The organism is Pseudonocardia adelaidensis (assembly GCF_039543345.1).
In the GTDB taxonomy this organism is placed as follows: domain Bacteria; phylum Actinomycetota; class Actinomycetes; order Mycobacteriales; family Pseudonocardiaceae; genus Pseudonocardia; species Pseudonocardia adelaidensis.
Window position 1 is genome coordinate 1 of the sequence record NZ_BAABJO010000036.1, and the last position, 20,520, is coordinate 20,520.

Annotated in this window: 20 protein-coding genes; 9 read left to right on the plus strand and 11 right to left on the minus strand. The window is 72.8% G+C overall.

Annotated features, from left to right (window positions below; translation table 11 throughout):
• From ABEA81_RS34260 to ABEA81_RS34270, 3 genes are all read right to left on the minus strand, one after another.
• Positions 1-325 (minus strand): NADH-quinone oxidoreductase subunit H (locus ABEA81_RS34260; RefSeq protein ID WP_345610984.1); only part of this gene is annotated, 325 nt, incomplete at its 3' end.
• A complete protein-coding gene (locus tag ABEA81_RS34265) occupies positions 322-933 on the minus strand; it encodes a TetR/AcrR family transcriptional regulator (protein ID WP_345610986.1) in 612 nt (203 codons plus the stop codon). The genes ABEA81_RS34260 and ABEA81_RS34265, both read right to left, overlap by 4 nt.
• Before the next feature lie 53 nt (positions 934-986).
• Positions 987-1,151 (minus strand): hypothetical protein, encoded by a 165-nt coding sequence (locus tag ABEA81_RS34270; protein ID WP_345610987.1) that lies wholly within the window; start codon positions 1,149-1,151, stop codon positions 987-989.
• A gap of 292 nt (positions 1,152-1,443) precedes the next feature.
• On the opposite strand from ABEA81_RS34270, the gene ABEA81_RS34275 reads away from it, so the two are divergent.
• Complete coding sequence (locus tag ABEA81_RS34275) at positions 1,444-2,337, plus strand: bifunctional helix-turn-helix transcriptional regulator/GNAT family N-acetyltransferase (RefSeq protein ID WP_345610989.1); 894 nt, start codon at positions 1,444-1,446, stop codon at positions 2,335-2,337.
• Positions 2,338-2,441: 104 nt separating this feature from the next.
• Here ABEA81_RS34275 and ABEA81_RS34280 read toward each other — a convergent pair whose 3' ends face one another.
• The gene (locus ABEA81_RS34280) at positions 2,442-4,442 is read right to left on the minus strand and encodes a hypothetical protein (protein WP_345610990.1); all 2,001 of its coding nucleotides are present in this window, start codon (positions 4,440-4,442) and stop codon (positions 2,442-2,444) included.
• A 207-nt stretch (positions 4,443-4,649) separates the two neighbouring features.
• On the opposite strand from ABEA81_RS34280, the gene ABEA81_RS34285 reads away from it, so the two are divergent.
• A complete protein-coding gene (locus tag ABEA81_RS34285) occupies positions 4,650-5,615 on the plus strand; it encodes a helix-turn-helix transcriptional regulator (RefSeq protein WP_345610992.1) in 966 nt (321 codons plus the stop codon).
• Between the two features lie 39 nt (positions 5,616-5,654).
• Here ABEA81_RS34285 and ABEA81_RS34290 read toward each other — a convergent pair whose 3' ends face one another.
• Genes ABEA81_RS34290 through ABEA81_RS34305 form a run of 4 tightly spaced genes read right to left on the minus strand, consistent with a single transcriptional unit; the run spans position 5,655 to position 9,894 of the window.
• Positions 5,655-7,160 (minus strand): tripartite tricarboxylate transporter permease, encoded by a 1,506-nt coding sequence (locus tag ABEA81_RS34290; protein ID WP_345610993.1) that lies wholly within the window; start codon positions 7,158-7,160, stop codon positions 5,655-5,657.
• A 3-nt stretch (positions 7,161-7,163) separates the two neighbouring features.
• The gene (locus ABEA81_RS34295) at positions 7,164-7,685 is read right to left on the minus strand and encodes a tripartite tricarboxylate transporter TctB family protein (protein WP_345610994.1); all 522 of its coding nucleotides are present in this window, start codon (positions 7,683-7,685) and stop codon (positions 7,164-7,166) included.
• Positions 7,682-8,662, minus strand: a complete 981-nt coding sequence (locus ABEA81_RS34300) for a tripartite tricarboxylate transporter substrate binding protein (protein ID WP_345610996.1) — start codon at positions 8,660-8,662, stop codon at positions 7,682-7,684. Before ABEA81_RS34300 ends, ABEA81_RS34295 begins: the two co-directional genes overlap by 4 nt.
• Complete coding sequence (locus ABEA81_RS34305; RefSeq protein ID WP_345610998.1) at positions 8,659-9,894, minus strand: CaiB/BaiF CoA transferase family protein; 1,236 nt, start codon at positions 9,892-9,894, stop codon at positions 8,659-8,661. Before ABEA81_RS34305 ends, ABEA81_RS34300 begins: the two co-directional genes overlap by 4 nt.
• Positions 9,895-9,998: 104 nt before the next feature.
• Between ABEA81_RS34305 and ABEA81_RS34310 the strand changes: the two genes are divergently transcribed.
• The 4 genes from ABEA81_RS34310 to ABEA81_RS34325 are packed head-to-tail and all read left to right on the plus strand — an operon-like array spanning position 9,999 to position 13,032.
• The gene (locus tag ABEA81_RS34310) at positions 9,999-10,730 is read left to right on the plus strand and encodes a GntR family transcriptional regulator (protein WP_345610999.1); all 732 of its coding nucleotides are present in this window, start codon (positions 9,999-10,001) and stop codon (positions 10,728-10,730) included.
• A gap of 11 nt (positions 10,731-10,741) precedes the next feature.
• On the plus strand, positions 10,742-11,197 hold the full coding sequence (gene rpiB, locus ABEA81_RS34315) for a ribose 5-phosphate isomerase B (RefSeq protein WP_345611001.1): 456 nt from the start codon (positions 10,742-10,744) through the stop codon (positions 11,195-11,197).
• 19 nt (positions 11,198-11,216) lie between these two features.
• Positions 11,217-12,677, plus strand: coding sequence for an Nramp family divalent metal transporter (locus ABEA81_RS34320; protein ID WP_345611002.1), 1,461 nt, complete (start codon positions 11,217-11,219; stop codon positions 12,675-12,677).
• 16 nt (positions 12,678-12,693) lie between these two features.
• Positions 12,694-13,032 (plus strand): hypothetical protein, encoded by a 339-nt coding sequence (locus tag ABEA81_RS34325; protein WP_345611004.1) that lies wholly within the window; start codon positions 12,694-12,696, stop codon positions 13,030-13,032.
• Positions 13,033-13,108: 76 nt separating this feature from the next.
• On the opposite strand, the gene ABEA81_RS34330 is transcribed toward ABEA81_RS34325, so the two are convergent.
• From ABEA81_RS34330 to ABEA81_RS34340, 3 genes are all read right to left on the minus strand, one after another.
• Positions 13,109-14,035 (minus strand): MIP/aquaporin family protein, encoded by a 927-nt coding sequence (locus tag ABEA81_RS34330; protein WP_345611006.1) that lies wholly within the window; start codon positions 14,033-14,035, stop codon positions 13,109-13,111.
• A gap of 444 nt (positions 14,036-14,479) precedes the next feature.
• Positions 14,480-15,859, minus strand: a complete 1,380-nt coding sequence (locus ABEA81_RS34335) for an APC family permease (RefSeq protein WP_345611007.1) — start codon at positions 15,857-15,859, stop codon at positions 14,480-14,482.
• A gap of 144 nt (positions 15,860-16,003) precedes the next feature.
• Positions 16,004-17,221: a LeuA family protein gene (locus tag ABEA81_RS34340; RefSeq protein WP_345611008.1), complete on the minus strand. Its 1,218-nt coding sequence runs from the start codon at positions 17,219-17,221 to the stop codon at positions 16,004-16,006.
• A gap of 54 nt (positions 17,222-17,275) precedes the next feature.
• Here ABEA81_RS34340 and ABEA81_RS34345 point away from each other — a divergent pair, with 54 nt between their 5' ends.
• The 3 genes from ABEA81_RS34345 (at position 17,276) to ABEA81_RS34355 (ending at position 20,516) form a co-directional block, all read left to right on the plus strand.
• Positions 17,276-18,481, plus strand: a complete 1,206-nt coding sequence (locus tag ABEA81_RS34345; protein WP_345611010.1) for a citrate/2-methylcitrate synthase — start codon at positions 17,276-17,278, stop codon at positions 18,479-18,481.
• Positions 18,482-18,615: 134 nt separating this feature from the next.
• A complete protein-coding gene (locus tag ABEA81_RS34350; RefSeq protein WP_345611011.1) occupies positions 18,616-19,305 on the plus strand; it encodes an ABC transporter ATP-binding protein in 690 nt (229 codons plus the stop codon).
• Positions 19,302-20,516 carry an ABC transporter permease gene (locus ABEA81_RS34355; RefSeq protein WP_345611013.1) on the plus strand — a complete coding sequence of 405 codons (1,215 nt, stop codon included), beginning with the start codon at positions 19,302-19,304 and terminating at the stop codon, positions 20,514-20,516. The genes ABEA81_RS34350 and ABEA81_RS34355 overlap by 4 nt, the downstream gene beginning before the upstream one ends.
• Positions 20,517-20,520: the final 4 nt, after the last annotated feature.

Consider the following 20,520-nt stretch of genomic DNA (forward strand, 5'->3'; position numbering starts at 1 on the left):
CCTCGCCGCCGAACGGGATCACCGAGAACGCCACGAACGCCGGGATCGTCGAGATGACCGGGGCGATGAAGTACACCCGCTTGTCGGCCATCACCGGCATGATGTCTTCCTTGAACGCCAGCTTGAGGGCGTCGGCGAGGCTCTGCAGCCAGCCGCCAGGGCCCACCCGGTTCGGGCCGGGACGCTGCTGCATCCGGCCCACCACCTTGCGCTCCAGCACGATCATGAACATCGTCGTGAGCAGGCCGAGCACGAACAGCGCGAGCACCTTCAGCAGGATCAGCCACAGCGGGTCGTCCGCGAGCAGCTGCTGGACCCGGGTCATGCCCGGGTGGCCCGGTCGAAGAGGGCGATGAGCTCGCTCGTGTAGGACTCGACGTCGAGATCGGGGTCGGTCGCGACGAAGGCGGCGAGGCCGTCCAACGCCTGGCGGAGCGTGATCGCCACGACCCGCGGGTCGAACTCCCGGAACTCCCCGCGGGCCTGTCCTTCACGGAGGATCCGGGCGACCACCTCGAACTCGGGCTCGTGGGCGTCCACCCCGAAGCGTGGGGTGCCGTCCGGGTGGCGGAAGTTCGCCCACACGTCGCGCACCGCGACGACGTCCCGGCGGTGCTCGGTGTAGTAGCGGGCGCTGCCCCGGATGAACCCGCGCAGCTTCGCCGACGGCGTCGGCTCCGCGAGGACGTACGGCGCGATGTACTGACCCGCGCTGCTGAACACCTCGTCGACGACGGCCTGCATGAGGTCGTCCTTGCCGGCGAAGTGGTACGAGATCAGCCGGGTGCTCGACAGCCCGGCCCGCTGCGCGATCCGGGCGAACGACGCCTGGTTGAGCCCGAGCTCGGCGATCGTCTCGATCGCGGCCCGGACGATCTGCGCCCGCCGGGCGGTGGTGGTGAAGCTCCGCTCCGAGGGAGCAGTTACTCGCATGAGTAAATACTACTCTGGGCGAGTAAGCGAGCGAACGGCGCGCTCGCTCGCACCTAGCGGTCGGCGGTGCCGTTCGCTCGGGGGTGCGGGATCGCGTCGGGGTCCGCCGCCATGCAGGACGCGGGGCACCCGAGCATGTCTTCGAAGCGGCAGTCGTGGCGGTGGCAGGCGCCCGCGAGCCGGGTGGCGTCGGCACCGGCGCGGAGGGAGATCTCCACGAAGGTGCAGCAGTCGGCGTGGTGATCGCGGATCGCATCACCGGAGTGGCGGCTTGACGGCTCGTCGTGCGAGCAGGTGCACGTTGGGGGTCGGTGCCCCCGCGGCAGATCCTGAACGGAGGTCATCGACGGAGTTTGCGCTGCTCAGCGGGGTTGCACCAGGTATCGGAAGCCGTTGCGCGGGCGAGTGTGGCCCCGGTCACCCGGCTGAGCAGGGGATCCTCGTGGATGCGACGCCCGGCGAATGTGGCCGATCGGGTGACACCCAGAATTTCCTGACTAGAGTCAGGGGATGGACGCCGCGACGCTGGCGCAGGTGCGCCGGTTCAACCGCACGGTCACGCAGCGGGTCGGTGCGCTCCAGGACGAGTTCCTCGGACGCGGCCGGCCGCTCGGCGCGGCCCGCGTGCTGTGGGAGATCGGGCCGGAGGGGCGCGACGTGCGGACATTGCGCGCCGACCTCGGCCTCGACTCGGGCTACCTCAGCCGACTGCTGCGCACGCTCGAGGCCGACTCACTGGTCACCGTCGAGCCGGACCCGTCGGACCGGCGCGTGCGGCTGGCCCGCCTCACCCCGGAGGGGCTCGCCGAGCGGGAGGCGCTCGACCGGCGCAGCGATGACGTCGCTGCCGCGCTGCTCGAGCCGCTCCCGCCGCACCAGCGCGACCGCCTGGCCGCCGCGATGGCCGACGTCGAGCGCCTCCTGCGGGCCGGGGTGATCGAGATCGCGGTCACCGACCCGGCCCACCCGGACGCGCGGCACTGCGTCGCCGCGTACTTCGCCGAGCTCGACAGCCGGTTCGACGCCGGCTTCGACGCCGACCGGAGCAACCCCGCGCCGGACGACGGGCTGCGCCCGCCGGCGGGGCTCCTGCTCGTCGCGCGGCTCGGCGCGGAGCCGGTGGGTTGCGGTGCGCTGCGGTTCGGCCCGGGGTTCGAGGCCGAGCGGGTGTGCGAGATCAAGCGGATGTGGGTGTCGTCCACCGTGCGCGGCACCGGGCTGGGCAGGAGGCTGCTCGGCGAGCTGGAGGCCCACGCCGCGAAGGCCGGCGCCCGCCTCCTGCGCCTCGAGACGAACCGCGCGCTCGCCGAGGCGATCGCCCTCTACCGCTCGGCCGGCTACACCGAGGTCCCCGCGTTCAACGACGAGGCCTACGCCCGCCACTGGTTCGAGAAGCGCTGCTGACGCCTCCCACCCCCGCCCGCACACCAACAACGGTGCTCGCACACCAACTGCAGTTCATGTGTCAGCACCAAAGTTGGTGTGTGACGCTCGGCGGCGGTCGCGGCTCAGTCGTCGACGGCGCGGGTCTCCCAGAGGATCCGGCCGGCCGCGCCCGGCTGGGCGAACTGGGGGTTGGGCGCGGTGGCCGTGAACGTCGCCACCTGGCCGGGCTGCACGTCGAGGGGGTGGTTGGCGACGACCTTGCCGTCGGCGGACACCTCGAGCCGTCCGCGGGCGGGCGCGGTGCCGGAGTTGGTCACCGTGACGGTGACGTTGCAGGTCTGCGCGGTGCAGAGGGGGTCGGGCTGCAGCTGGATGCCGACGTTCGGGCGCTCCTGCAGCAGCTGGGCCAGCGTCTTGGGCGCCGCCTCCTGCCGGACGCGGGCCGCGGCGCCGGTCACCGCGGCGAGCTGCTCCTCGGTCGGCCTGCTGACCGGCACCGGCGGCGTGTTCGCGTTCGGGGCGACGTCGAGGGCGAGCAACGGGTGGGCGTCCTCGCCGCCGACGACGACCCGCCGCGCGCCGTCGAAGAGCACGATCCCGGACCGCCCCTCCACCAGCTGCTGCTCCAGTGCCTGCCACCGGGTGGGCTGCCCCCCGCGCACGTAGTCGGCGAGCGCGGCACCGTTCAGGTGCAGGACCGGGTCGATCTCCTGCGTCTCGGTGTCCGGGGCGGCGACCCAGGCGCCTGCGAGGTCGTCGGCGCGGGTCGGGTGGTGGTACAGCCACCACTCCCGGTTGGCGCGGATCACGGCGCCGTCCTGGTCCGAGAGGAGCTCGGCGGTGGCCTGGCCGCCGTCGCGGCTCAGGGTGCCCGACGCGCCGTCCGGGGTGACCGTCAGGTCGACGGTGATCTCGCCGCCGTCGTTCGCGGCGACGGCACCCTGGTAGTGCGCACCGGGCCAGCTGCCCGCGTCGGAGGCGGCCGATGCGGCGAGGTCGGCGGGGTTCGTGCGGGCGACCGAGAACACGAGCGCGATCCCGGCCGCGACGGCCACGAGGACGCCGACCACGGTGAGCGGCCAGGCCCGGCGCTTCGCCCGCGTGGGGGCGGTGTTCGAGCTCGACACCATGGTCAGGGCCGTGGAATGCCCTCCACTCGGGGGCGGCGCCTGCGGGCCATCGGGCCTGCGGTCGTCCGCGGGGGGCGACCAGGCGTCCGTGCGGGCGGGCGGGGCCGGTTCCGGGACGAACGCCCAGGCGTCCGTGCGGGGCGGGGCCACGGGCACCCGGGGAGGAGGCTGCGGCGCGGCCGGTTCGGCCGGTGGCGCGGACGCGTCCGGCGGGCGGCCCGGGGCGCCGACCACCGGCATGGGTCCGGTGGCATCGGCGGGCCACACCGGCCCGGCAGGCGACGGCGGCGCGGCCGGAGCAGGCGGGCCGGTGGCCGGCACGGTGGCGGGTGGCGGCGCGACCGCGGCGAAGAGGCCGGTCGGCGGTTCCGGTGCCGCCGGGGGCGGCGGTGGGGTGGCCGGTGTGAAGAGGTCGGCCGCACCACCCGCGGTCGGCGGCGTGGCCGGTGTGAAGAGCCCGGCGGGGGTGGGTGGGGCGGTGACCGGTACGGCGCCCGTCGGCGGGGACGGGTCGGCCGGGGGAGGCGGGCCGACGACGGGGATGACGCCGGTGGGCGGAGGCGCCGCCCCGTCCGGACCGGCGACGGGAACGGTCCCGGTCGGCGGGGTCGGTGCGGCCGTGGCGGGCTGCGGGTCGGTCGCGGGTTCGAACAGCCCGCTCGCCGCCGGGGGAGCGACGGCGCCGGATGGCGGCGTGGCGGTGTCCGCTGCCGGGCGGACCGCCGGGAGCGGCCCGGTCGCGAACCAGGAGGGCGGGGACCCGTCGGTGGTGACCGCGGGCTGGGCGGCCGTGTCGGCGGCGGATCCGGAGTCGAACCAGGTTCCGGCCTGAGGAGCCGGCAGCGGGCCGGTGGGATCGGCGGGCGTCTGGACGGGCAGCGGGCCCGTGGCGTCGGCCCGGCCGACCGGGCGGGACGGTCCGGCCGTGGCGTCCTCGGCGGTCCCGGTGATCCCCGCGGGCCCGGCGCTGGTGCGCGCGCCGGTTGCGTCCATCCTGTTCCCTCCCCCCGTCGCCACGTCATGGTCGGTCCCTCTACCCGGCTGATCGAACGATGGACGACCGGGCGGCGGCTCGCCCAGTGCCGTGTGTTCCAGATCACCTCGGGTCGTCCTGGCGTGCCGCCCCAGCTTTGCACGCCGTCCCGGGCGCCCTCCGCGCACCCGTGGGTTCGCGGCACCCGCCTCCGGCACACTTCCGGCGTGCGAGCGGACCGGCTGGTGGCGATCCTGCTGTTGATGCAGGCCCGCGGTCGGGTGACCGCCGCGGAGCTGGCAGGCGAGTTCGAGGTGTCGGTCGCGACGGCCCGGCGGGACCTCGAGGCGCTCTCGGCGGCGGGCGTGCCGGTGTACGCGCAGCCGGGCCGCGGTGGCGGCTGGCAGCTGCTCGGCGGGGCCAGGACGGATCTCAGCGGGCTCACCGAGGGCGAGGCGCAGGCGCTCTTCCTGCTCGCCGGACCGGCGGCGGCCGCCGCGCCGGAGGTGCGGTCCGCGCTGCGCAAGCTCGTGCGGGCCCTGCCCGGGCCGTTCCGCGCCGACGCCGAGACGGCTGCGGACGCCGTGGTCGTCGACCCGGCGGGGTGGGGTGCGCGGGAGCGCGAACGCCCGGCCGTCGTCGACGTCCTGCAGCGGGCGGTGGTGCGCAGGCGCAAGGTGCGGCTGGAGTACATCGACCGGGCTCGGAACCGGAGCTCCCGGCTGGTCGACCCGTGGGGCCTCGTGGACAAGGACGACGTCTGGTACCTCGTGGCGGGCACCGAGAAGGGGCGGCGCACGTTCCGCGCCGAGCGCATCGTGGCCGCCGCGGTCACCGACGAGCCCGCTGACCGGCCCGCCGACTTCGAGCTCGCCGCGGCGTGGGGCGAGATCGTCGACGAGGTGGAGCGCAGGCGGTCACTGCTCAGCGCCACCGTGCTGCTCCCGGCGCGCCTCGTGCCGGTGCTGCGCGACCACTTCGGGCGCCACAGCGAGGTCCTCGAGACCCTCGACGACGGCCGCGCCCGGGTCCGCGTGGCGGCCCCGACCCCGCTGATGATCGCCCAGACGCTCGCCGGTTGGGGGGCGACGGTGCAGGTGGAGGGGCCGCCGGAGGTCCGCGCCGAGCTGGTCCGGCTCGGCCGCGAGCTCGTGGAGGCGAACTCCTACATGCCAGCAAAGCCACTTTCATGACGTCTGGCGTCGCGAAAGTGGCTTTGCTGACATCCCGCGTCAGGACCCGATGAGCGTGCCGTCCTGCGCGCGGCGGCCGGACCTCAGCCGGGCGAGCACGGCCGGGCCGACCAGCAGCAGCACCGCGATCACGAGCACCACGACGCTCAGCGGCCGGGTGAAGACGATCAGCAGGTTCCCGTCGCCGATCGCGCTCGTCTGCACCAGCGCCTTCTCGAACAGCGGGCCGAGCACGAGCCCCAGCACGAGCGGCGCCGTGGGGAAGCCCAGCCGCTTGAACGCGTACCCGACGAGGCCGAACACGAGCACCACCCACACGCTGAACATGTTGTTGGAGATCGCGTAGGCACCGAGGAGGCTCGTGAAGAGGATCAGCGGGTAGAGGTAGCCGTAGGGCACCCGCAGGAGCTGCGCGAACACCGGGGCGAGCGGCAGGTTGAGCACGAGCAGGATCACGTTGCCGATGAAGAACGAGGCGAGCAGGCCCCACACCAGCTCCGGCTGCTGGTCGAACAGCAGCGGCCCGGGCTGGATGCCGTAGATCGTGAACGCGCCGAGCAGCACGGCCGTGGTCGCGCCGCCGGGGACGCCGAGGGTGAGCGTCGGCACGAAGTTGGCGTTGGCGGCGGCGTTGTTGGCGCTCTCCGGCGCCGCGACGCCCTCGATCGCGCCGCTGCCGAACTCGTCCTTGCGCTTGGAGACCCGCTTCTCGATCCCGTACGCCATGAACGACGCCAGCGTCGACCCGGCGCCGGGCAGGCAGCCGAACAGGAACCCGAGACCGCTGCCGCGCAGGATCGGCCCCGCGGACCGGCGCAGGTCCTCCCGCCCGATGAGCAGCTCCCGGAATCGCGCCCTGATCGGCGCGGCGGCGCCCTCGTGGATCTGGTTCAGCACCTCGCCCACCGCGAACAGCCCGATCATCACCTCGACGAAGGGGATGCCGGACAGCAGGTCGACCGAGCCGAACGTGTAGCGGGCGACGCCGCTGCCGGTGTCGACGCCCACCAGCGCGATGATCAGTCCGAGCACGGCCATCGTGGCGCCGAGCAGCCGGTTCTCGCCGGAGAAGCTGACGATCGTCGCGAGCCCGAGCACCATCACGGCGAGCATCTCCGGCGGGCCGAACCGCAGCGCGAAGTCGGCGAACGGGGGAGCGAGCGCCATGAGCAGGACGAGCGACACGATCGCGGCGACGAAGGAGCCGATCGCGGAGATCGCCAGCGCCGCGCCGGCGCGTCCCCGCCGCGCCATCTGGTAGCCGTCGATCGTCGTGACGACGGTGGAGGCCTCGCCGGGTGTGGAGATGAGGACCGAGGTGATCGTGCCGCCGTACTGGCAGCCGTAGTAGATGCCGGCCAGCATGATCAGCGCCGTCACCGGCTCGAGCGAGAGGGTGAGCGGCAGCAGGATCGCGACCCCGGTGGTGGAGCCCAGCCCGGGCAGCACCCCGATCACGGTGCCGACCAGCACGCCGACGAAGCACCACAGCAGGTTCTCGACCGTCAGGGCGGTCTCGAAGCCGAGCAGCAGGTTGTCGAGCACCGCTCACCACCCCAGCAGGTCGCCGACCGCACCGGTCGGGAGCGGGACGTCCAGGAACTCCATGAACACGCCGTAGCCGGCGGCGATCGCGACCGCCGCGATGGCGAGCGCCACGAGCGGAGGCCGCCGCTCGACCACCGCCGCGATGAACAGCACCAGCACGCCGAGCGCCGGCAGGAACCCGAGCAGGGGAACCAGCAGCACCGCGACCGGCGTGGCGACCACCACCGTCCACAGCTGCCGCACGCGCTGCGACTCGGTGCGCCCGAAGACGTCCACGCCCGCGTCCGGCTCTCGGGGCTCGGTCACCCCGCCCGTGCGCCGGAGCCGGACGAGCAGCTGTCCGCCGCCGAGCAGCAGGAGCAGCAGGCCGGTGACCATCGGGAGCAGGCCGGGGCCCACCCGCCCCTCGTCGCCGAGGATGCCGTAGCCGAACGAGGTTCCGAACACCACCGCGCCGAGGACGGCCAGCACGCCGAACGCCACGGCCTGTGCTGTGGGAGCCGGGCTTGCCGCGTCGTTCATTGCTTCAGCGCCTCCTGCAGCACGGTCCGGTTGCGGTTCAGGTAGTCGACGAACTCCGGCCCGGCCGCGTTGATCGGCTGGAGGTAGCTGTCCTGGACGTACTTGCGGTACTCGTCGGTGTCGAGGGCGCGCCGCATCGTGTCGATCCAGTACGTGCGCTGCTCGTCGCTGATGCCGCCCGGGGCGAGCACGCCGCGGAACTGGGCGAAGGAGACGGGGATGCCCTGCTCGGTGGCGGTCGGGATGTCCTTCAGCGCCCCGTAGTCGTAGCGCTTCTCGGCGAACGCGCACAGCGCGCGCAGGTCGCCCGACTCGAGCTGCCCGATCACCTCGCCCGGGTTGAGCGAGGCTATGTCGATCTGCCCGCCGAGCAGCGCGGCGATGAGCTCCCCGCCGGACTCGAAGGCCACCCGGTCGAACTTCGCCCCGGTCTTGTTCTCGGTGAGGGAGAAGACGATGTTGTCCAGCCCGGTCTGGCCGCTGATCCCGGCGACGACGCGCTGCCCGCGCGCGGCGTTCACCACGTCCGTGCAGGTCTGGTACGGCGCCGCGGCCGGCACGACGAGGAGGGTGAAGTCCTCGGCGATCTTCATGATCGGGGTGAAGTCCTCGAAGGTGAACTGGACGTCCCCGGTCTCGGGCAGCGCCAGCAGCGCCGTCTCGGTGGCGAGCAGGGTCTCGGGGTCGCCATTGCGTCCGAGGAAGTAGGAGTAGCCGACCGCGCCGGAACCACCCTCCCGGTTCTCGACGGAGACGCTGACGTCCGGGTCGGCCGCCTCGATCGCAGCGGCGAGGGCGCGCCCGGCGCGGTCGCTGCCGCCGCCTGCGGCGAACGGCACGACCATCGTGACGTCGCCGTCGGGCTTCCAGCCCCCGCCGGTGTCGCGGCCACCGCCGTTGCCGCCGCAGCCGGCGAGCGCGAGCGCGCCGACGATGGCGACCGCCAGTGCGGTCCTGGTAGCTGCACGGTTCCTCATGCCGGATCCTCCCTGTCCCGCGCATCCGGAGGGGCGACGCTGCCCCGCGCGGTGAGCTCGGTGATCTCGTTCTCGGAGTAGCCGACCGCCCTCAGCGCGTCGGCCGTTCCCTCTCCGAGCAGTGGGCCCGCGGCGCCCTGGACGGCCGGCGTGCGCGAGAAGCGCATCGGCGAACCCAGCTGCCGCACCGGCCCGAGCACGGGGTGCTCGGCGTCCCAGAAGTAGCCGCGCCGGTTCAGGTGCTCGTCGGTGAACACGTCCGCGTAGTCGGCGATCGGCGCGCACGGCACGCCGGCCCCGTCGAGCGCCCGCACGAGCTCGGCGCTGGTCCAGCCCCGCGTCACGTCCTCGATCTCGGCGACCAGCGCCTCGCGGTGCGCGTGCCGGGTGAACGCGTCGGCGTAGCGCGGGTCGTCCTGCAGGGAGGTGAGCCCGAGCACCCCGCACAGGCCCGCCCACGTCTTCGGCGTGACGGCCCCCAGGGTGACGTGGCCGTCCGCGGTGCGGACCGCTTGGTAGGGCGCGCTGCTCTGGTGCGCAGACCCGAGCGGGCGGCCGACCTCCCCGGTCGCGAAGTACCGGCCCGCCTCCCAGACGGCGAACGACACGCCCGCCTCCAGCAGCGAGACGTCGATGTACTGCCCGAGCCCGGTGCGGTCGCGCTCGCGCAGGGCGGCGGTGACCGCGAGTGCGACGTAGAGCGCGCACACGAGGTCGCAGATCGGCACGCCGACCTTCGTGGGCTCCCCGTCGGGCGTTCCGGTGATGCTCATCAGGCCGCCGCGGGCCTGCGCCATGATGTCCAGCCCGGGAAGCGGCGCCAGCGGACCGTCCTGGCCCCACCCGGACGCCGACGCGTAGACGAGGTGCGGGGCCGCCGAGCGCACGCTCTCGTGGTCGAGCCCGAGCTTGCGCATCGCGCCCGGCCGCAGGTTCTCGACCAGCACGTCGGCCGAGGCGGCGAGCCGCAGCAGCGCCTCCCGCCCGGCGTCGGACTTCAGGTCGAGCACCACCGAGCGCTTGTTGCGGTTGAGCCGCGCGAACGGCGAGCTGTGCCCCTCGACGAACGGGCCGGTGGCCCGCACCGGGTCGCCCGCGCCTGGCGCCTCGATCTTGAGGACGGTGGCGCCGAGGTCGGCGAGCTGCATGGTCGCGAAGGGCGCTGCCATGAACGCGCCGACCTCCAGCACCGTGATGCCGGCGAGCGGGGGTTGGGCGTCCGGGTCGAGCACGCGGACCTCCGGAGTCTTGGCGGCACTGGCAAGCTGAACTACTGTCTACAGAAGTTCGGCGCCAGGAGACAAGGGTCACGCGGGAATCGCTTCCAGGAGGTGCCGTGCCGGACCCCGTCGGCAGGCGCATCGAGGCGCCGCCGAGCATCACGCAGCTCGCCGCGGACGCGGTCCGGAAGATGATCTTGTCGGGCGAGCTGCGGCCCGGTGACCGGGTCGTGGAGAACCAGATCGCCGGTGCGCTGGGCGTCAGCAAGCCACCGCTCCGCGAGGCCCTGCGCGTGCTCGAGCAGGAGGGGCTCGTCGTGCGCAGCCCGCGCCGCGGGGTGGTGGTGACCCCGCTCACGCTGCACGACGTCTACGAGATCGTCACGCTCCGCCACGACCTCGAGCGCCTCGCCGTCGACCTCGGGGTGCCCTGCCACGCGCCCGAGCGCATCGAGCGTTGCCGGACGGCGTACGAGGCCCTGCACCGGGCCGCCGAAGCGGGCGACGCGGCCGCGGTGACCGAGCGCGGGTTCGCCTTCCACGTCGCCGTCGTCGGGCTGGCGGGGCACCGCAGGCTGGAGGAGGCCTACCGGTCGCTGGCGTTGCAGCTGCACCTGTGCATGGCGATGAACCGCCGCGCCCGCAGCACCCACGAGACCCTCGCCGGAGACGCCCGGCGCCACCGCCGCATCCTCGAGCTCGTCGAGGCGGGCGACCCGGCCGCGGTGCACGAGGAGCTCGCCCACCACGGTGACCGCAGCTTCCTGCTCGAGGCGGACCAGGTCTTCCCCGGCACCTCACCCGAGTCGCTGGCCTGGCTCGACGACGTACGCCGGAACCCCGGCTGAACAGGAGGAGCATGCGCATCGTCCTCGGCAACGACCACGCCGGCTTCCCGCTCAAGGAGCACGTGCGCTCCGTGCTCGACGGGCTCGGGCACGAGGTGCTCGACGTCGGCGCGCAGAGCGCCGATCCGGTGGACTTCCCCGACGTCGCCAAGGCCGTGTGCGCCCCGGTGCGGGCGGGCGAGGCCGACCGGGGCGTGCTGGTGTGCGGCACCGGCGTCGGTGCCGCGATCGCCGCCAACAAGGTCGCCGGGATTCGCGCGACCGTCGCGCACGACACCTACACCGCGCGCCAGGCGGTGGAGCACGACGACGTCAACGTCGTGTGCATCGGGGCGTGGCTGGTGGGTCCCGCGATCGCGGCGCAGGTGCTGGAGGAGTTCCTCGCCGCACGGTTCAGCACCGACCCGGCCTTCCGGCGCCGGGTGCAGAAGCTGCACGACATGGAACGCGAGATGTCCCCCGAATGACAACCGCAAAGGAGCGGCTGTGACGACCCCATCCGGGACGAACCCGTCCGAGACGACCGATCTCCTCACCTATCCCGAGCCGCCACCGAACCTGCGGCGCAGGCTCACCCTGGTCACCGCCCTGTCCGTGCTGGGGCCCGGCGCGATCGTCGCCTCGGCGAACATCGGAACCGGCGAGATGGTGTTCGCGGCGCGCGGGGGTGCGCTCTTCGGGTACGCGCTGCTGTGGGCGTTCCTGGTGTCGGCGGCGGCCAAGGCGGCGCTCGCGTACTCGTTCAACCGGTACACCGTGGTCACCGGCGAGCACCCGATGGCGCGCTGGGCCACCCTGTTCCGCGGCCCGCGCGGCTGGTTCACCCTGCTCATGGGCGTGTTGTCGATCGCGGCCGTCCCGTCGTGGGTCGGTGGGCTCGGCGTGGCGCTCGGCGACCTGATGGCGACGATCACCGCGATCGGCACCGGCGCACTGTGGGCCACCGGCCTGATCGTGCTGTCCGGGATCCTCTCGTGGCTCGGCGGTTACCAGCGCCTGGAGACCGCCCAGACCGTGATCGTCGGGTTCATGCTGCTCGCCATCGCCGTGAGCGTCGTCGTGCTGCAGCCGGACTGGCTCGCCGCGCTCGCCGGGCTGCTGCCGACCGTCCCGGAGTACAACGGCTGGGTCGCAGGCGTCTACCCGGACGTCGCCGAGCGCTCCGTGTGGCTCGAGCTCGCCGTGTACCTGGGCGCGGTCGGCGGTGGCACGTACGACTACATCGGCTACGCGGGCATGCTGCGCGAGAAGCGCTGGGGCATGCTCGGGCGGGCCGACCAGACCGGGGTGGCCGAGCGGCTCGCGGCCCTGCCCCGCGGGGCGCGGCTGCCGCTGTCCGAGGAGCCGGAGCAGGTGGCGCGCGGGCGGGCCTGGGGCCGCGCCCCCCTGGGCGACACGGTGCTGTCGTTCGTCGCGATCGTGGTGTTCGCCTGCATGTTCATGATCAACGGGGCGTCCCTGCTGGCGGCGGAGCAGCTGATCCCCGAGGGCAACGACACCCTCACCTACCAGGCCGGTTTCCTCACGGCCGTGCACCCCACGCTCGAGTACCTCTACTACGTCGCGGTCTTCTTCGCGTTCTTCGGCTCGCTGTACGCGTTCTGGGAGCTCTACACCTACACCGCGTACGAGACGCTCTCGCCGGTGTTCGGGCGGCTGCGCCGCGCCGGGCAGCGCGCCCTGCGGCCGTGGATGTACGGCTACATCCTGATCGCGAGCCTCGCGCTGGTGTGGACGGTCGGCGAGCTCGTGGTGATCGTGACGCCGGCCTCGGTGCTCGGCGGCCTGCTCACATCGGGGCTGTTCTGCCTGGCCATCCTGTGGACCGAACGGAAGGTCCTGCCCCCGGCCTACCGCCTCACCCCGGCCGGCCGGTGGTGGGTGCTGCTGTCCGGGATCCTGCTGACGGTGCTGGGGGTGGTCTCGACGTGGCAGCTGTTCGTCTGAGGGGCGGGGGAGCGCCGTGAGGCCCGGCAGCGCCGTCGCCACCGCCTGCCTCGCGGTGCTGTCGGTGTGGCACGTCGCCGACGGGGCGCCGGTGTGGGCCGCCGTCTTCGCCGGGCTCGCGCTGGTGCAGCTCGGGTTCGCGCTGCGCCGTCCGCCCGTCGGGCCGCGGGAGGCGCAGCCTGCCGACCCCGTGCGCCGGAACTGGGTGCGGATCGCCGGGGTCAACCTCGTGCTGGCCGTCGGGGCGGCGTTCTGGTTCCCACCGCTCGCCCTGGTGCTGGCCGGCCTCGGCCTCTACTCGGCGCACCGCGCCCGCGCCTCCCGCCTGCCACACCCCGAGCGTCCGCCAGCATGAATCGATCACGGGCGGATCAGGGGCGGGGCGAGAAAGAACTCGTGGACGCCGTCGGCTCGGCGGTCGTCGACACGGTCTAACGCCGGTCGCGCTCGTCGGCTCCTGGCACGCGGCCGACCTCTGGTGTCGGCTCGCGCTCCTCCTGCGCCGCGGCGAGCCTGGCAGCGAGTACGCCGCCGATGAAGAAGTCGTACACGAAGACCCCTACCACCCCGCCGATCAGAGGACCGGCGATCGGGATCCACCAGTACATGCCGAACCACGGCCCCGCGCCGGGGAATGCCAGGCCTCCCCATCCGGCGATCCAGGTGAACAAACGGGGCCCGAGGTCGCGGGCCGGGTTGATGGCGTATCCGGCGTTGGTGCCGATGCTGAGCCCGATTGCCAGAACGACCAGGCCGATCAGGAACGGGGCCAGGTTCGACAGGGGGGCCTGGTTGCGGGCGTCGATCAACGCTGCGACGAGGGCGACGAGGACCGCCGTGCCGACGATCTGGTCGAGCAGCGGACCCCACCAGCCCCCCTGGAAATATTCGGCTGGGAAGGTGGCGAAGATCGCGAACGTCGGCACGGACTGGGCGCGGGACGCGATGCCGTTGGCGGTGTTGAAGGCATCGATAGCGGGTGCGTACAAGGCGTAGACCAGCGCCGCAGCGGCGAACGCCCCGATCAGCTGGGCGACCCAGTAGGGCCCCACCTTGCGCCAGGGGAAGCCCCGTCTCACCGCGAAACCCAAGGTGACCGCCGGGTTGATGTGGGCGCCGCTCACCCCGCCCGCGACGTAGACGCCGAAGACGACCGCCATGCCCCAGCCGAATGCGACGATCAACCAGTTGGCGGCGTCGAAGGGCGTCGACTGCCGCCCGGATCCGGGCAGCCCCGCCACCGCCACGGCGACCGACCCGCAACCGAGCAGGATGAGGACGAACGTCCCGAGGAACTCGGACAGCAGCTCTCCACCGAGTCCGGCGCGGAAGTCGCCACCGCTACGCATCGCTCCCATTGCCACGCCTCCTCGCGTAGCCGGCTTGCGTCACCTCGAAGGATCGCGCTTGGCGCGTGCTTCGGCAACCCTCCGGCGGTATACGGGCCGGCCTGCGCCCACGCCTGTCAGGCGGTGACGGACGGGCCGGCTCCCCAGCTGCGGTCGCCTGACCTGCACGACTACCGGGCTGCAGGCCTCGGGGCTCGTGTCCAGCACGGCGTTCGCGACCCGACGACCGGCTACTCCGCGCTTGTGACGGGGAGCGGGATCATCTCGGTCGGGATACGGCTGGAGGGCTGCGGCGCGCTGTCCGGGGCCGTGCACCGCCTTCCCAGGCGACCATCGCACCGTCTCCCGAATGCGGTGGAGGACAGGCGTCGGTTCATGATCGTGGGCCGACCGGTGCGTCCGACGCCTTGGACACCTGCGCGCCGTCGTCGCGGCACTCCTGGCGGGCGCCGGTCAGGGGCGCTCCTCCGTGACCGTTGTGGGACGCCGCCCGGTGGCCAGCAGGACGCCGAGCAGGACGAGGCCGACCAGCAGCCAGACGAACCCGAGCGTCTGCGCCGCGACCTGGGCGTTCACCACGACGAAGGCGAGGATCGCGAACCCGATCACCGGCACGGCGAGGTGGCGCCAGTAGTCGGTGCTGCGCCGCCGCACGGCGAAGTGGACGACCACCGAGACGTGCAGCACGAGGAACGCCGAGAGCGCGCCGAAGTTGACCAGCGTGGACAGCAGGGTGATGCCGTCGTCGCGGGTGCTCATCGCGATGCCGAGGACGAGCGAGACTGCGGCGACCAGCAGCGTGGCGTTCACCGGTACGCGGCGGGTGGGGTGCACGCGGGAGAGCACCGCGGGCAGCTGGCGGTCGCGGGCCATGGCGAAGAGCAGCCGTGACGTCGCGGCCTGCGCGACGAGGGAGTTGGCGAACCCCCATGCGATCGCGGTGGCGACGGCCGTGAGCGTGGCGAGCCACGGCCCACCGGCCACGGCGGCGGCGTCGTAGAACGCCGTGCCGCCCGGGTCGCCGTCGGCGACGAGCGCCGCCGGGTCGGGCACGAGCAGCGCCGCCACCCAGGTCTGCACGATGAACAGCGTGCCGGCGACCGCGAGCGCGCCGATCATCGCCTTGCCGATCGAGCGGGCCGACTCCCGGTTCTCCTCCGCGAGCGTGGAGATGCCGTCGAACCCGAGGAAGCTCAGCACGGCGATCGAGACCGCGCCGAACACGAGGCCCACCGAGAACGTGCTGCTGTCGTAGACCGGGCCGAAGTCGAACCCGCGTCCCGCGCCGCCCGCCAGCGCGACGATGCCGATGACCAGGAAGATCGCGAGCACCACGAGCTCCGCCGCGAGCATGATCCTGTTGACGCGCGCGGTCATCTCGATGCCGAGGTAGTTGACGGCCGTGTTGAGCACGACGAAGCCCACGATCCACAGCCACACCGGTATGGCCGGCACCGTCGAGTTCATCGCGATCCCGGCGATGAGGTACAGCAGCCCGGGCACGAGCACGTAGTCGAGCAACACCATCCAGCCGGCGAGGAAGCCGACGGGCTGCGCGATGCCCCGGCCCGCGTACGCGTATACCGAACCCGCCATCGGGAAGGCCCGCGCCATCTGCGCGTAGGAGGCCGCGGTGAACGCCATCGCCAGCATGCCGATGGCGTAGGCGAGTGCGACCATCCCGCCCGAGGCCTGGTAGACGCTGCCGAAGATGCCGAACGGTGCGATCGGCACCATGAAGATCAGGCCGTAGACCAGCAGGTCGGTGAAGGAGAGCGACCGTTTGAGCTCCTGCTCGTAGCCAAACGCCTCCACGCCTTCGCGCCCGTCCACCGCTTCTCCTCTCGCCGTGACGAGGAGCGTCCCACCGATCGTCCGGTTCAGGGAACAGCGAATCCGTTGTACGAACGGCACTCTCGTGCGGACCTATCGGACGAAAGTGCCGTTCGTGCGATCTGGAAGCGATATCGCCGCGGCTCAGTCGAGCTGGCCGGGGAAGAGCAGCGAGAGTTCCCTCGGGTAGGTCGCGATCAGGCGCAGTTCGTCGTCCGTCAACGGGCGGCCGGTCATCGCGTTGCACAGCTGCACGAGCTCGAACGAGCGCTCCTCGTCGGCAGGCTCGACGCCCAGGCCGTCCATGACGTGGCGGAACCCGGCCTTCCCGCCGTACTCGCCCGTGAGCACGACGCGACCGGGGCGGGTGTGCCGGTCGTCGGGGAACGGGCCGAGGGTGGCCTCGTCGTAGAGCTCGTAGTTGCCGTGGTCCTTGAGGGCGCCGTCGGCGTGGATGCCCGACTCGTGCGCGAAGGCGTTGCGACCCACGCCCACCTGGTTGTAGGGCAGCGGCTGGCCGAACGCGTAGCTCGCCCACAGCCCGAACCGGCGGGCCCAGGTCAGGTCGAGCGCGTCGCCGATCTCCGCGTCGATCCCGAACCCGTGCTCGAAGGCGAGGATCGACGACAGCAGGTCGGCGTTGCCCGAACGCTCCCCGATCCCGTTGACGCACGTGTTGATCCAGGCGTCCTGCCCGGCGTCGAGGTCGCCGAGTGCGCCGGACACCGAGTTGGCCACGGCCATGCCGAGGTCGTTGTGGCAGTGCGTCTCGACGGGCATCGCGGTGGCGGCCGCGAGCGTGGCGAAGCGCTCCCGGATGCGGCCGGGGGTGTCGCCCCCGATCGTGTCGCAGTAGCGGACCCGGTCGGCGCCCGCCTCCTTGGCGGCGAGGGCGAACTCCCGCAGGAACCCGTCGTCGGTGCGGGACCCGTCCTCGGCGTTCACCCCGACCGTCTCGGCGCCGCCCGACCTCGCGGCGCGCACCGCCGCCGTCATCTCCCGGATGATCGCGTCGCGGTCCAGCTTGCCCCGGAACTTGTTCTCGATCATGTAGTCGGACGTGGAGATCGACAGGTTGTAGTGCCGCAACCCGAGCGGCACGGCCTTCTCGACGTCGGCGGCGACGCCCCGGCACCAGCCGGCGAGGCGCAGGTCGCCGAACGCGCCCGCCTTCTCCAGCGCCACCTGCGCCCGCACGTAGGGCACCTCGTGGCGCAGGAACGGGAACCCGATCTCGGACTGGGCCACGCCGAGCCGGCCCAGGTACCAGTTGACCATCGTCTTGCCGAACTTGGACAGGCCGGTGCGTGCGGTCTGCACGCCGTCGCGGTTGGTGACGTCCAGGAAGTGCACTCGTGGCATGCCTCGACGTTGACAGATTCCGCTATGTGTATCAATATTGATTAAAATCAACATATGGAGATCGACGCAGCGGAGGCCGCGCGCAGGCTCGGGGTCAAGCCGGCCACGCTGTACGCCTACGTCAGCCGGGGCGTCCTGCGCAGGCGGCCGGGCGGTGACGGGCGCCGGAGCGTGTTCGACGCCGCCGAGGTCGCCGAGCTCGCGCGCCGGGGCAGGCCGCGCCGCGCGGCGGAAACCGAGCTGGTGGTCGAGTCGGCGCTCACCGCGCTCGTGGGCGACCGGCCCTACTACCGGGGTCGCGACGCGCTGGCGCTCGCCGGGACGGTGCGGTACGAGCAGGTCGCCTCCTGGCTGTGGACGGGGGAGCCGGGGGCGTTCACCGACCCGGTGGCGCAGTGGCGGGTGGCGCCCGAGGCGCGGGCAGCGGTGCGGGACGCGCAGCGCGGGCTGCCCGGTGACCTGCCGCCGCTGGACCGGATGCCGGTGATCGTCACCGTGCTGGCCGGCATGGACCCGCTGCGCTTCCAGCTCGACCCGCCCGCCGTGATCGCGGCCGGGCAGACGATCGTGGCCGGGCTCGTCGAGGGCCTGCCCGTCCCGGACGGCGGTGCCCCGCTCGACGGCCCCGTCGCGAGGAGGCTCTGGAGCCGGCTCACCGCCCGGCCACCGGATGGCCTGCTCGACGTGCTCGAGGCCACGATGGTGCTGCTCGCCGACCACGAGCTGGCCGCCTCCACGCTCGCCGCCCGCGTGGCCGCGTCCGTGCGTGCCGACCCGTACGCGGTGGTGCTCGCCGGGCTCGGCGTGCTCTCCGGCCCGTTGCACGGCGGCGCGTCGCTCGCGGCCGAGCGGATGCTCGCGGAGATGCGCGGCCCCTCCGACGCGGCGCGCGTGATCGGCGACCGGCTGCGCCGCGGCGATCGCATCCCCGGCCTCGGGCACCGCATCTACACCGGTGCCGACGGTCGCGGAGTCCGGCTGGTGGAGCTCCTGCGGTCGGCGGTGCCGGGCGACGGGCGGCTGGCCGCGGCCGAGGCCGTCGTCGCGGAGGCCGCGCGCCGCAAGCTCCCGGCCCCCAACGTCGACCTCGCCGTGGCGTGTCTCGTCCGCGTCGCGGACATGGTGCCCGGCGCCGGAGCTGCGATCACGGCGGTGGCCCGGACGGCGGGCTGGCTGGCACACGGGATGGAGGAGTACGCGCGCGGGCGGATGCTGCGCCCGCGCGCGGTCTACACCGGGCCGCGGCCGACCTCCTCCTGACGTCCCCCGGTCGGCCCCGCGTGACGTGGCCGCGGTCACTCATGGCAGATTATGAGTACGGCGTACCCCCATCCCCGGTCGCTCGTTGGGACGATCGGGGTGGTCGAGGGGACGGCTGCCTGCTGGGGGGAATCATGATCGAGCTGCACGACGTCACGAAGGTCTACGGCAACGGCGAGGTCACGGTGCGGGCACTCGGCCCGGTCGATCTGCTGGTCGAGGAGGGGGACTTCGTCGCGATCATGGGCCCGTCGGGTTCGGGCAAGAGCACGATGATGAACATCCTCGGCTGCCTGGACGTGCCGAGCACCGGGCGCTACCTGCTGGACGGGATCGACGTCAGCAAGCTGCGCGACAACAAGCTCGCGGCCATCCGCAACACGCGCATCGGGTTCGTCTTCCAGTCGTTCAACCTGATCTCCCGCACGTCCGCGGTGCGCAACGTCGAGCTGCCGCTCGTCTACGCGGGGGACAAGAACCGCCGCCGCGAGCGCGCGCTGGCGGCGCTGGAGCGCGTGGGGCTCGGCGAACGCGCCGGCCACATGCCCAACGAGCTCTCCGGTGGGCAGCAGCAGCGGGTGGCGGTGGCGCGTGCGCTGGTCACCAACCCGGCGATCATCCTCGCCGACGAGCCCACCGGGAACCTGGACACCACCTCCACGGTCGAGGTCATGCACCTGCTGGTGGAGCTGAACGACGCCGGCCGCACCGTCGTGCTGATCACGCACGAGCCGGAGGTCGCCGAGTTCGCCAAGCGCGTGATCGAGCTGCGCGACGGCCACATCGTCCGCGACGTACGGCAGAAGCAACTGGTCGCGCCGTGATCTGGGAGGTCACGCGCATCGCGCTGCGCGGTCTGCGTGCCAACAAACTGCGCTCCGCGCTCACCACGCTCGGCATCATCATCGGCGTCTCGGCGGTCATCCTGCTCACGGCGCTCGGCAACGGGATCCAGGCCGGCTTCAACGAGCAGTTCGGCTCGCTCAACACCCAGATCACCGTGACCCCCAGCGAGGGCGCGGTGCCCGGCGGCGGCCAGGCGCGGGACCTCACCGAGAACGACATGGAGGCGCTGCTCAACCCGAGGAACGCGCCGGACGTCGCCACGGCCACCCCGATCGTGGGCGGGACGGCGCTGCTGCAGGTCGGTGGCGACCAGTACCGCACGTCGGTCACCGGAACCACGGCCGACTACCTGACGGTCTCCGACCGCGAGGTGACGGCGGGCCGCGGGTTCGACGACCAGGAGGTCCGCACCAACGCGAAAGTGGTCGTGCTCGGTCCGGGGCCGGTCAACGAGCTGTTCGGCGGGAGTTCGACCGCGGCTCTGAACCAGGAGGTCCGGATCGGTAGCGCGGTGTTCCGGGTGATCGGCACGGTGGAGGCGACCGGCCAGGAGGACGACGTCGCGATCATGCCGATGGGGGCGGCCCGCAGCTACCTGACCGGCGGCGAGGACAAGCTGGACACGATCATCGTGCGGGCGAGGTCGGCGGAGGCGGTGACCGCGGCGACGGACCAGATCACGGCGATCCTGTCCGAGCGCCATCACATCCGCGACACCGCCAAGCGCGACTTCAACGTGCGCGCGTTGCAGCAGCAGATCCAGGAGGCCACGCAGTTCCTGTCGTTCCTCACGCTGTTCACCGGGGCCGTCGCCGGGATCTCGCTGATCGTCGGGAGCATCGGCGTCGCGAACATCATGCTCGTGACCGTCACCGAGCGGACGCGGGAGATCGGGATCCGCAAGGCGATCGGAGCCCGGCCGCGGGTGATCCTCGGGCAGTTCCTGCTCGAGTCGGTGTTCCTGTCCGGGCTGGGCGGGCTGATGGGGATCGCGCTCGGTGTGGGGCTCTCGCTCACCGGTGCCCTGGTCCTGCCGCAGCTGATCCCCGACTTCCCGGTGCCGTCCGTCGACCCGGCTTCGATCGTGCTCTCGTTCACGATCAGCCTGTTCATCGGCCTCATCGCGGGCGGCTACCCCGCCCACCGCGCATCCCGGCTGCGCCCGATCGAGGCCCTCCGATACCAATGACCCG